Source organism: Pseudomonas sp. RL_15y_Pfl2_60, from assembly GCF_963970595.1.
GTDB lineage: Bacteria > Pseudomonadota > Gammaproteobacteria > Pseudomonadales > Pseudomonadaceae > Aquipseudomonas.
The window spans coordinates 188,100-200,034 of record NZ_CAXAOE010000008.1 but is presented as its reverse complement, the minus strand read 5'-3'; the positions used below and the strand labels follow the sequence as shown (position 1 = coordinate 200,034).

The following is an 11,935-nucleotide window of genomic DNA, read 5'->3' as shown; positions in this document are numbered from 1 at the left end:
CGGTCTGTTGCAGTTTGTGCCTGCCAGCGACCAACCGGCCGGTTAAATCGCTGTAAATGGCTGGGCATCTGGCTGAAAGACTGGCGCTTTCAACCCCTTACCCAGCCCAATAACCGTACAAGTCCTAACCCAGCAATGCCCAGGCCAACAACCAAATGGGCGCGGTGATAACAGGCAATGTCAGGGCAAGTTTTGGCTTATAAGGAAGGCTCATCACCAGTAGCAAACCGGCCAGGCTGACCTGCCCCAACCAGCCAATCGGCCCCATTGCCCAACCCCAGCTTGATACACAGGCCATGAAGCCCGCGCCCAACAGCAACCAGCCGCAAACACGCAAGGCGCGGCAGACATAGGGGTGAGGCTCACGCTTCCAGACATTTTTGTAGTGCCGCGCAAGCCCCAGGCACAGGGCCGTCATAGCGCAATAAACCAGTAACAGACCGGCAAAAAAGTTGATCAGCATTTTATTGCACCTGTGCCGCAGCGGGAGATTGACGACGCGGCGCAACACGAGCCTTTGACTGGCCTGTGCGCCAGGCACAAAAGGCCAACAATGCACCGCAGCCTAAAATCGTAATTTCAACGTAAAGTCGGATAGATTCTGCCCGTGGGTTTTCCAGGGTCATGCTACTGAGCAGCGGCAAGAGCAAGCACATTAATGCCGCTAAGCCCAACTGTTCACGCCAGGCTTGAATGTAAGGACGGCAACAGGCATGGCCCAAGCTCAACAGCCAAATCGCAAAAAACACCCGTACCTCCAACGCACCACGCCCCTCCAGTTCGACAGGCAGCAAGCGGTTGGCCCACAAGTAACCAATACAGGCAATGCTGAGACCGGCAACGATTGCCACATTCAGCCGTTCCGCCACTTTATACAGCCATGCCGCAACGGGGCCTTCGGCATCATGGCGGCGCCGGCGTTTAACGGTGAACAGCACCAGGCCGGTGGCAATCATTGCGCAACTGGCGAGGCTGCAAAGGAAGTACAACCAGCGCATCGGGTAACCGCCGAACTGGGCGAAATGCAAGCCAGCGATCACCCGCTGAGACAAAATGGCGCCACTGTTTTGCTCCGGTTGTTTTACGACCTTGCCGGTCAACCCATCGAAGACCATGCTCTTGCCCTTGGTCAGCTCGATTCGATTGCCCAGTACCGGACGCGCTTCAATCCTGGCATCGCTACGCCCTGGATTACTGATAGACAGTGAACCGATTTCACCCATAACCCGCTCTGCCTCCGCCAATACCGGCCCGATCGCGGTCAATTGGGCAGGTGTGACGGCAGCCACTTTAGCGGCGCCTCGATGTTCATGCTGATCGCGGCCAAAAGCAGCCTGGCGATCGCCATCAAACAGGGCATCAACTGCGGCAGGCATATAAATGAGTGAGAAAATCACCAACCCGGTGTAAGTGATCATCAAGTGGAACGGCAACACCAGCACGCCAGTGGCGTTGTGCGCATCCAGCCATGAACGCTGACCTTTCCCCGGGCGGAACGTAAAAAATTCTTTAAAGAACTTTTTATGGATGATCAGGCTGCTAAACAGCGCGACCAACATACCAATGGCGGCAAAGCCAACCAGCCAGATACCAATATTGCGCGGCATGTTCAGGGTGAAGTGAAAGCGGAAAAAGTGTCCGCCACCGGCCGTTGCACGCACCGCCACTGGCTCAGCTGTTGCCGGATCCAGGTATTGCCTCGGCCCGCCTCGCCGCTGCTCGCCAGCGCTCACAGTCAAACCCGGCGAGCGCTCAGTAGGCAAACCGATGTTCCAAGCACTGGCACCCGCGTGTTTGGCCTGTAAATAAGCGATCGCCCGCTGCGCTGCCTGGGTTTGATCGACTTTATGCGCGGGCGCCTCGGGGCGCATCCAGACATCGATTTCCTTGTCGAATACAGCCAAGGTCCCGGTGAGGAAAATAGCGAACAACAACCAGCCAAATACCAGCCCAACCCAGGTATGTAACCACGACATCGATTGAGTTAACGATTGCGCCTTCATGACCAAGCTCTCATTAAATGCGGCCAAAACCCGATGATTAACAGGGCACCGCTGGCCAGCAATAAACCGCTCCAAACCAGCCGCACTCGCGTGCAGGCGAAGGCCCAGAGAATCACCAATGGGTAAACCACGAAGGCTGGCCAGGTTGCGATTGTCATTGCCGCACGCGGCTCGCCGGGCAGCAGTTGCGCCAATGCGGCGGTGAATGCGTAGGTAAACAGGTAGCCAGCAAATATCGCAGCGACCACCCGTGACAGCATCGGCCAACTAAAGACTTGAGCTTTCATTGTGGCTGCGGCTCCGTTGCGACTTTCAACGCCCATGGAATCGACGCAGGCAACATCGGGCCATGGCCTAGCCCCGGCAATTGTTTATAGCCAAGCTGCAAGCCCGGGAAGGCTGCCAAGCGCTTGAGCATTTTGGGTACTGCATCAACCCCCACAGCGCGCATCGCCGTCGAGCGCGCCTTGGGCACCTCCCGGCCCTTTTGCGCCAGCCCTTCCAACTCGCCATGTAGGATCAGCAGTTGTGCTTGAACATCAGCAGGGAGCTGTTTTTCAATCTCAAGAATCAAGCCCGACTGCCACCACAGCGATGGGCTGGCGGCGATGTAACGATTAAAACTCTGTGGTTTGGTAAACAAGGTGTTGAGTACGAACAAGCCACCAAATGAATGCCCCCAAATACTTTGCCGCTGTTTATCCAGCACATAGTTGGCCTCGACTGTCGGCTTGATCCGGCTTTCAATCAGTTGCAGAAATGCAGATGCCCCGCCCGCCATGCGTCCCTGGAAAACCAGGGGCTGGCCTGCTTGTGGCGCGGGGGTATAGTCGAGCGTACGCGCTGGAGCATTGATCATCCGCTCACCGGCATAGCCAACCATCACCAACAGCGGCGTTTCAGGCAAAGCGCTAAACCATTGATCCTTGAGGGCCGCCAATGCGGCGTTGCCGTCGAGCATATACAACACCGGATAACCCGAAGTCGGCGCAGCTTGCTTGGGGATTGCCAGGTAAACCCGGTAGTGGCGCTGGGCATCTGCGGAAGGCAGGTCGAAATGTTCAAAGGTATAAAAATCCGAACCACGCTCAGCCAGGGTCTCGCCCATGACGCGGGTCAAGTCTGGTTTTGCATGCGCCATCCAGGGCAGAAGGGATAACAACAGCAGCAGATATTTCATTACAGCCAGGTCCTCGCGCAAAGCAAAGAACTCCGCCAGGAACACTGGCGGAGTTAAAACCGCTTGTTAAGACGGCCAAAGGAGCACAGTAATCAGAAGTTCGCCGTCACCGAAGCGAAGTAAGAGCGGCCCGGTTCGTTGTAGGTATTGGCACCCTCACCGCCGGAGTTGGCTTCGCGCTTGAGCTCTTTGTCGAACAGGTTGTTTATGCCAGTGGAGAAACTCCAGGTTTCATCCAACTCATAGTTACCGGTCAGGCCAAATACGCTGTAGCTGCCACGGGTTCTCAGCTCATCGCCAGTCGCTTGCGCACCACGGGAGGTCAGGTTGCGCGGCTCCTGTTTGCCGTAATGACTCATATTGAAGGACAGATCCAGGCTGTCGGTGACCGCCCAATCAAGCATCGAGTTGATGGTGTATTCGGGAATAATCGACAAGGGTTCGTTGGTCGATTTATTGGTGTTTTCAATCATGTAGGTAAAGTTGTTGTTCCAGCTGAGGATTTCGCCTTCATTACCCAGCAGCGGGATATTCAAACTGCCTTCCCAACCGGCAACCACGGCCTTGGGGGCATTTTCCCATTGGAAAACCCGGCCATTGCTGGTGGTTTGTGCCACTTGATCAAGACCTGCGGTGATCTTGTCTTTGTAGTCATTGTGGAAATAGGTAATCCCAGCGTTCCAGCCCGCCTTGTCATAGACGATGCCAATTTCCTTGTTGATGCTGGTTTCCGCATCCAGGTCGTCATTGCCCTGTATATAGCACCCAGCGCCCAGGCTCGGAGCATCAACCGGGCAACCGTTGCCACGGGTGTAGTACAGGTAATTGGTGTTGGACTGATACAGGTTGGGTGCCTTGAATGCCTTGGCAACACCCCCTTTCAACGAGATTGCATCGGTGATTTTGTAAGTGGTATTGAGGCTTGGGCTCCAGTTACCGCCGAACTGGCTGTGATGATCAAAGCGCAGGCCCGGAGTCAGAATCCAGCGGTCACTCAACTCGATGTTATCTTCAGCAAATACCGCGTAATTGTCGGCATCAGCCTTGCCCGAACGCACACCTGTGTCGGCACCGGGCACAGCACCGCCATTGCCGGTGCTTTGGGTCATCGAATAGGGATCATCCAATTCGTCGCGGGTGAGCTCCGTGCCCAGCGTCAAGACCTGCGGCCGGCCGATTTGCAGCGGCATATTCACCTCGCCTGCCAGGCGATAGGCTTTAAGTTCGGATGTCGAGCGGTCGTCAGAAGTGGTGATACTGCCTTCTGGACCACCTGCCAACCCTTCATTGAGGCGGCGATTACGGGTGTTCTCGTAGGAAGCCACCACTTGCGATGTACCGAAGTCCCAGTCGCCACGATGGGTTACCGCTGCGGTTTCGCGGTACATGACGTTGGTTTCCTTTCCATCACCGGCGAGTTGGCTGATCAACTCGGTGCCATTGGTGCTGACAGCCCGGTCACCGGCAAAGATATTGCCTTGTCGGCTAAAACCACCTTCAAACTCAAGCACTTGTTGTGGGTCTAGGTCCCAGCGCAGCAGGCCATTGATATCCTTGTTGCGCACCCCTTCGCGACCGGCTGGTGGCGTTGCGGTTGGGCTGGCGGCGAACTCTTCATTGAGCGACAGGTCATCGGCATCGGTCTTGTTGAAGTTGCCATACAGGCGATACGACAAGGCTTCAACAATAGGCCCGGCCATATTGAAGTTGATACGCTTGGTCATTCCCTCGGCATCGTTTTCGGGCAGGTTGGTGTAAGCCGTCACCTGGCCGCTGTGCTCAAGCGTTGGGGCTTTGGTGATGATATTGACCACACCGCCCGCCGCACCAGAGCCGTATCGCGCCGCCGCCGGGCCACGCAAGACTTCAATGCGTTCAACCGCTGCGGCTGGCACCCAATTGCTGTCGCCACGGGTATTGCGCTCGCCGCTGCGCCCCATGCGCACCGAGTTACGTGAACTGACAGGCTTGCCGTCAATCAAAATCAGGGTGTTTTCCGGGCCCATGCCACGAATGTCAATCTGACGGTTATTGCCATACTGGCCAGTCGCGCTGTTGCCGGTCAGGTTGACCCCTGGCATCTTGCGGATGATATCGGAGAGATCGTTGACTGGTGGGCGCTTCTTGATGTCTTCGGCAGTGATGATCGAAACGCCCGGCGCCTGTTTCAGCTCTTCTTCGGCAGTCCCCAGTACATAAGCGTCCTGCAGCTGTACAGTGCCCTTTGCATTGCTTTCTGAATCAGCAGCAAATCCAACCTGCGGGCCACTGATAGCCAGAAAAGCCAATGTCAGGTGATTTAATCTTGAGGGGTACCGCATCAACATCTCTCCTTGCCTGCAAATAAGTGCGTCTAGCTGAGCTGCAAACAGTCAGTACCGTTAGGCTCAGCGCACTGGATGGCGGAGATGATATTGATTCTCGTTAGAGAATAAAGATCATTTACAATCTATACACTTTGCACTTGCAACCAAAGCCGAAGCCCTGTGTCGCCATTGTCGGCCCACAACTCACCTCCTTGCAGACGCACCGCGCCCCTGGCTATGGCCAAACCAAGGCCAAAGCCTTCACCCCCCGGCCGCGCAGCTTGCAAACGGGTAAAGGGCTGGAAGATGGTTTCAAGTTCGGCGTCAGCTACCCCGCCGCCCTCATCTTCGATATGCAGCAACCAACCTTCAGCCACTCGCTGTCCACGCAGATAAACGCAACCTTGCGCCGGTGAATGGCGAATGGCATTGCGCAAGATGTTCTCCATCGCCTGCGCAAGGCTGTTCAGATGACCGCGCACCCGACAGTTCTCAGGCAATTCGCAGCGCAATCGACTCGGGTCCCAGGCGCTTTCGAAGCAGGCATCCTCACAGAGCACGTCCCACAAGGCCGCTACATCAATGTCCTGATGTTCAAACTGCGGCTGTTCGGTGTCTAGCCAGACCAACTCCAGGGTGTCATCGACCAACACCTGCATTGACTCCACTTCTCGCTCCATGCGCTGGCGCAGTTCTGCGACGTCATTTGCGCACTCCCCGGCAACACGCAAGCGCGAAAGGGGTGTGCGCAATTCATGGGAGACATTGCGCAGCAGTTGGCGTTGCAGCGATACGGTTTTGTCGAGCCGCTCAGCCATGCGATCAAAGGCCCGGCCCAGCCTGCCCAGTTCGTCCTGGCGCTGGCTTAGCTTGGGCGAAACCCTGGCGGCAAGGTTATCGTCGCCCAGCGCATTGACCTGCTCCAGTAAATACCCCAAGGGAGCGATCACCTGGCGGTAAATCAGCAAGCACAGCAGCAATGCCAATATCGCAGGCACCACGCCCTGCAACAGAACCTGCATCGACCAGGTAAAGCCCTCAGGCACAAAGCGCCGCGGTAACTGGATAACCACCTGGCCTTGCTGATCGGATTGCTCGGCCGTTGTGAAGGGAATGCCGATATACGGCAGGCCCCTGACCCGCTGACTCATGGGCCCGTCAACGATGCGCAACCGGCGCAAATGGGAAAACTCTTCGGCGGTAAAAGGCTCGCGCCCCAGGCTCTCCAGATTACGACCTATCACCGCCACCCAGATGCCGGGCTCAAGGGCGGCCATCTGCTCGACCCAACGCTCGACGCCATCAGCGCCGTCATCTAGCCAAGCTTGTTGCGCTTCATGAGCGTAGGTATGAAGTTGTTGCTGCGCGGCGCTGCTCAGGTAAGCCGTGCGCTGCTCGATAAAGCCGCTCCAGTACCAAGCGCCCCACGCGATGAGAATACACACGCCAAGCAGTTGCGCGGCAAGACGCCAGAACAGCGGGTATGAGCCTGGCATATTCAGTGCTGGTCGAGTTCGAATACATAGCCTTTGCCCCAGGCTGTTTGCAGCTTCCCGCTCAGATAGCCGATGGCCGAGAGTTTGCGGCGCACATGACTGATGTGCATATCAAGGCTGCGGTCATGTTGGGAATAGGCGCGGTGAAGCACGTGTTGATAAAGGAATGCCTTGCTCTGCACCTCACCGGTATTATCGATCAGCAACTCCAACAGACGAAACTCGGTCGCGGTCAATTGTGCCCATTTGCCCTTGTGGCGTGCGTCATTGTGCTGTTGGCTAAGCTCAAGGGTTGGCGCAATTTTGGCGACTTGTCGATAGCCGCGCTCATACGCCACACGACGCATGATTGCGGCGATGCGCACCTCCAATTCAGCCATAGTGAAAGGTTTGGGCAAATAGTCATCGGCGCCCTGGGTAAAACCTGCGATACGGTCCTGCTCGGCACCAAGCGCCGACATCAGGATCACCGGTACACTGCTGTGGTGACGCAATTGCTCCAAGACTTCCAGGCCGTCAAGACCGGGCAAGAGGATGTCCAACAAGACCAAATCAAAGGGTTCAGCCAAGCCCTGCGCCAGGCCAGCCTGTCCATCGCCATGCAGGGTCACTTGAAAACCGCGACTGGATAAATGCTCGTGCAGATGTACGGACAGCACCGGATCATCTTCAATCGCTAAAATGTGAGGTGTCATTGTGTCGCCAGCCATAGCAATCAAACGCAAATAATAACCAGTTGCGATAATGCCAGATTTTCAATGACTTGAACATCGACCAAGGCTGAACAGAGTGCCCGGCTATTTATCCTGCGCAATCGCCCACTGATCTGCCGAGAAAAGTTCCACCAGCCAATCAACCCACACCCTGACCCGCCTGGACAATTGCCGATGCGGCGGATACAGCGCGGTCAGTGGCATCGCAGGCGGACGGTGCTGGCTGAGTATCTCGACCATGCTGCCATCAGCAAGTTGATCATGCAGGTGATAATACGGCGCCTGGATGATGCCCAGCCCAGCTTCGCAGGCCGCCACATAGGCTTCGGCATTGGTTACGGTGACAATGCCTGGCTGAGCGATTTCAAGCACCTTGCCCGCAACCTGGAACTCGAAAGGAAACACCCGTCCATTCAGTGCCGAGGCATAGTTGACCGCGCGGTGCTCAGCCAATTCTGCAATGCTCTGCGGCGTGCCAAAACGACTCAGGTACTCAGCGCTGGCACAGGTTATTTGCGGCAGTTGTGCCAGCGGCCTGGCGACCAGGCTAATGTCGTGGATCTGCCCGGCCCTGACCACGCAATCGACACCTTCGCGCACCAGGTCCACCGGCCTGTCGGTCGAGCCGACAATCAACTCTATCTTGGGATAGCGCACGCAGAATTGCGCCAGCGCTGGAATGATCACCCTGTGTCCCAGTGATGCCGGCAAGTCTATACGCAGTTGGCCTTGTGGGTTATTGCGAGTCTGCGAGAAAAACGACTCGGCCTCTTCGATATCAGCCAACAGGTGCACACAGCGCTGGTAATAGGCCTGTCCGTCCAGGGTTGCGCGGACTTGACGTGTAGTGCGTTGCAGCAGTTGCACGTCTAAATGGGTTTCAAGCTGCTTGATCAACTGAGTGACCGTTGCGCGGGGCAAGCCCAGGCTGTCGGCCGCCTTGCCAAAGGCGCCCAGTTCAACGATCCGGCTGAAAACCTGCATTGCTAAAACTCGATCCATAGCGGCCTGACGCACCTTTATTATTTTTATTTTCTAAATAGTAAATCCAATTTTAGCCAGTTTATCTAGTAATGGATAACAGCCAAACTGATCGCACAGTCACTCACACGAGGTTCAACCGATGAAAACACGTCAACTCGGACGCAAGGGCCCGCAGGTATCGGCAATCGGCTTAGGTTGCATGGGCATGAGCGATTTCTATGTAACCAATCAAGATGAATCTGAATCAATCGCCACGCTGCACCGCGCCCTTGAGCTTGGCTTGAATCTTTTCGACACAGCAGATGCCTATGGCCCACACACCAATGAAGCCTTGCTCGGACAGGCCTTGGCAGGCAAACGCCATGATGCCTTTATCGCCACCAAGTTTGGTTTGCTGCGTGATCCAAGTAACCCGCATGTGCGCGGCGTCAGTGGCCACCCCGACTATGTGCGGGCATCAGTCGAGGGCAGTCTCAAGCGTTTGCAGACCGACTATATCGACCTGTATTACCAGCACCGTATCGATCCCAATGTGCCCATTGAAGATACCGTTGGCGCAATGGCGGATTTGGTCCAACAAGGTAAGGTTCGCTACCTGGGCCTCAGTGAAGTTTCAGCAGCCACGCTGCAGCGCGCCAACCAGACTCATCCCATCAGTGCTGTGCAAAGCGAGTACTCATTATGGACACGTGATCCGGAAGAAAATCAGGTACTGGCGACCTGCCGCGAACTGGGCATCGCCTTTGTGCCCTACAGCCCTTTGGGTCGGGGCTTCCTGACCGGCGCCTTGAAAAGCCCTGATGATTTCGCCGAAGACGATTACCGGCGTTTCAGCCCGCGCTTTCAGGGCGACAACTTTGCCAAGAACCTGCAGCTGGTTGCCCAGGTTGAACAGCTGGCAAAGGACAAAGGCGTCAAAGCCTCGCAACTGGCGTTGGCTTGGGTGTTGGCACAAGGCAATGACATTGTGCCGATTCCCGGTACCAAGCGCCGGCGTTATCTTGAAGAAAACATTGCGGCGCTGGAGATCAGCCTGAGTCCTGCCGAGCTCTCAGCCCTCAACAGCATCTTCCCTGCTCAAGCCGCTGCCGGTGATCGCTATGGAGCCGAATCGATGGCCATGCTGACGTTGTGACCTAGCCAATCGAGCCAGGCAAAAAAAGACCGCAATCGGATTGATTGCGGTCTTTTTGTTCCAACGCTGGCAACCCACCAAGGCTTGGCGGGTGAAGCGCAATTATTTGAGTACGGCGATCGCAGCTTCGTAATTCGGCTCGCTGCCGATTTCGGACACCAACTCACTGTGCAGCACCTTGTCATTCTCATCGAGAACCACAACAGCACGGGCAGCGACGCCGGCCAATGGGCCAGAGGTCAATGCCACGCCATAATCCTTGAGGAACTCGACGCCACGCATTGTCGACAGGTTCACTACATTTTCCAGGCCTTCAGCGCCACAGAAGCGAGCCTGGGCAAACGGCAAGTCGGCGGAAATGCAGGCAACCACGGTGTTTTCCAGCGCGCTGGCTTCTGTATTGAATTTACGCACGGACATGGCGCAGGTCGGGGTGTCGACGCTTGGAAAAATGTTCAGCACTTTACGCTTACCCGCCAAGCTGCTCAGGCTCACATCAGCCAGACCTGCACCCACCAAAGTAAAAGCCGGAGCCTGTTTGCCCACCTCAGGCAAGTTGCCTGCTACATCTACAGGATTGCCACGCAAGGTTACTTGAGTCATTACAATGATCCTCTTGGTTGTTAAAGCATCAGTAAAACATGTCACACATAAAAAAGCCTCGCGATTGCGAGGCTTTTTATCAGGCATCAACCCCACAAAATCAGTGGGGTTTAACCAAGTTCTACTTGCTGAAATGCTCCTTGGTCAGCTTCACCACTACTGGGCTCAGCAGCAACAGCGCCAACAAGTTAGGCAGTGCCATCAAGCCGTTGAGAGTGTCAGCCACCAGCCATGCGAAATCCAGTTGGGCGATTGCACCGAAAGGTACAGCCAAGACCCAGATCAGGCGAAACGGCAGGATGGTTTTGGTGCCCATCAGGTATTCCCAGCAACGCTCGCCGTAGTAGCTCCAACCCAAGATAGTGGTAAACGCGAAGATCACCAAGGCGATGGTCAGAATCGGTCCACCAATGCCCGGCATGGCCGAGTCAAATGCCGCTGCAGACAATGCCGCACCGCTGGCACCGCTGCTCCATACGCCCGAGCAAATAATTGCCAGGCCGGTCATGGTGCAGATAACCAGGGTGTCGATAAAAGTCCCGAGCATACCGATCATGCCAGAGCGAATCGGGCTATCAGTGGTACCGGCAGCCTGCGCGATACCCGCAGTACCAAGACCGGCTTCGTTGGAGAAAATACCGCGCGCCACGCCAAAGCGAATCGCCGCCATTACCGCAGCACCCGCAAAACCGCCGGTTGCAGCAATTGGGGTAAAGGCGTGGGTGATGATCAGGTCGAATGCAGCCGGAATTGCCGCTGCGTTAACCACCAACACCACAATTGCCGCGATGATGTAGGCCACACACATGAAAGGAACAAGCGAAGCGGCAACCTTACCGATTCGACGGATGCCCCCCAGAATCACCAGGCCCACCAGCACCATGCTGACAACACCGGTAACCAGCGGCGGCACGTTGAACGTCTCTTGCATGGCGCTGGCCATACTGTTGACCTGAACCATGTTGCCGATACCAAAACCGGCAAAGCCACCAAAGATGGCAAAGGCCGCGCCCATCCAGGCCCACTTCTTGCCCAGGCCGTTCTTGATTGCATACATTGGCCCACCGACAAATGCACCGCGTGAGTCTTTCTCACGGTAGTGAACAGCCAGCACCACTTCGCAGTATTTAGTGGCCATGCCCACCAGAGCGGTACACCACATCCAGAACAGCGCACCCGGGCCACCCAGGAAGATAGCCGTCGCCACACCGGCAATGTTGCCGGTACCGACAGTCGCTGCAAGCGTGGTCATTAATGCTTGGAATGGGGTGATTTCGCCGACTTCGCCCTCACCCTTGGTGCGGCCACGCCACATCAGGCGGAAGCCTGTGACGATGTGGGTCAGCGGCATAAACTTCAAACGCAGCATCAGGAAAAGACCTGTGCCGAGGATCAACACCAACATCGGTGGCCCCCAGACGAGGCCGTTAACCTGGTTGACCAGATTGTTGATGAACTCCATCGCTAGCTCCTTTTTTTTGTTGTTCAGCGCCAGCTGTTACCGGGCTGATAATC

11 protein-coding genes are annotated in these 11,935 nt (G+C 56.1%); 1 reads left to right on the top strand and 10 read right to left on the bottom strand.

Annotated features, from left to right (window positions below; genetic code table 11):
- Window positions 1-124 precede the first annotated feature (124 nt).
- From AACY26_RS21010 to AACY26_RS20975, 8 genes are all read right to left on the bottom strand, one after another.
- Complete coding sequence (locus tag AACY26_RS21010; RefSeq protein ID WP_339516926.1) at window positions 125-463, bottom strand: DUF3325 domain-containing protein; 339 nt, start codon at window positions 461-463, stop codon at window positions 125-127.
- Window position 464: 1 nt separating this feature from the next.
- On the bottom strand, window positions 465-2,003 hold the full coding sequence (locus tag AACY26_RS21005) for a PepSY-associated TM helix domain-containing protein (protein ID WP_339516924.1): 1,539 nt from the start codon (window positions 2,001-2,003) through the stop codon (window positions 465-467).
- Window positions 2,000-2,290: an iron transporter gene (locus tag AACY26_RS21000; RefSeq protein WP_339516923.1), complete on the bottom strand. Its 291-nt coding sequence runs from the start codon at window positions 2,288-2,290 to the stop codon at window positions 2,000-2,002. The genes AACY26_RS21005 and AACY26_RS21000 overlap by 4 nt, the downstream gene beginning before the upstream one ends.
- A complete protein-coding gene (locus AACY26_RS20995; protein ID WP_339516921.1) occupies window positions 2,287-3,183 on the bottom strand; it encodes an alpha/beta hydrolase in 897 nt (298 codons plus the stop codon). Before AACY26_RS20995 ends, AACY26_RS21000 begins: the two co-directional genes overlap by 4 nt.
- A 92-nt stretch (window positions 3,184-3,275) precedes the next feature.
- Entirely contained in the window at window positions 3,276-5,504 is a 2,229-nt protein-coding gene (locus AACY26_RS20990; protein ID WP_339516920.1) for a TonB-dependent siderophore receptor, read from the bottom strand.
- 128 nt (window positions 5,505-5,632) lie between these two features.
- The gene (locus AACY26_RS20985) at window positions 5,633-6,985 is read right to left on the bottom strand and encodes a HAMP domain-containing sensor histidine kinase (RefSeq protein WP_339516918.1); all 1,353 of its coding nucleotides are present in this window, start codon (window positions 6,983-6,985) and stop codon (window positions 5,633-5,635) included.
- Between the two features lie 2 nt (window positions 6,986-6,987).
- Window positions 6,988-7,680: a response regulator transcription factor gene (locus AACY26_RS20980; RefSeq protein WP_339516916.1), complete on the bottom strand. Its 693-nt coding sequence runs from the start codon at window positions 7,678-7,680 to the stop codon at window positions 6,988-6,990.
- Window positions 7,681-7,782: 102 nt separating this feature from the next.
- On the bottom strand, window positions 7,783-8,700 hold the full coding sequence (locus AACY26_RS20975) for a LysR family transcriptional regulator (protein ID WP_339516913.1): 918 nt from the start codon (window positions 8,698-8,700) through the stop codon (window positions 7,783-7,785).
- A 121-nt stretch (window positions 8,701-8,821) separates the two neighbouring features.
- On the opposite strand from AACY26_RS20975, the gene AACY26_RS20970 reads away from it, so the two are divergent.
- A complete protein-coding gene (locus AACY26_RS20970; RefSeq protein WP_339516911.1) occupies window positions 8,822-9,817 on the top strand; it encodes an aldo/keto reductase in 996 nt (331 codons plus the stop codon).
- 102 nt (window positions 9,818-9,919) lie between these two features.
- On the opposite strand, the gene tpx is transcribed toward AACY26_RS20970, so the two are convergent.
- Window positions 9,920-10,420, bottom strand: a complete 501-nt coding sequence (gene tpx, locus AACY26_RS20965; RefSeq protein ID WP_339516909.1) for a thiol peroxidase — start codon at window positions 10,418-10,420, stop codon at window positions 9,920-9,922.
- A 121-nt stretch (window positions 10,421-10,541) separates the two neighbouring features.
- Window positions 10,542-11,882, bottom strand: coding sequence for an alanine/glycine:cation symporter family protein (locus AACY26_RS20960; RefSeq protein ID WP_339516907.1), 1,341 nt, complete (start codon window positions 11,880-11,882; stop codon window positions 10,542-10,544).
- Between the last annotated feature and the right edge of the window lie 53 nt (window positions 11,883-11,935).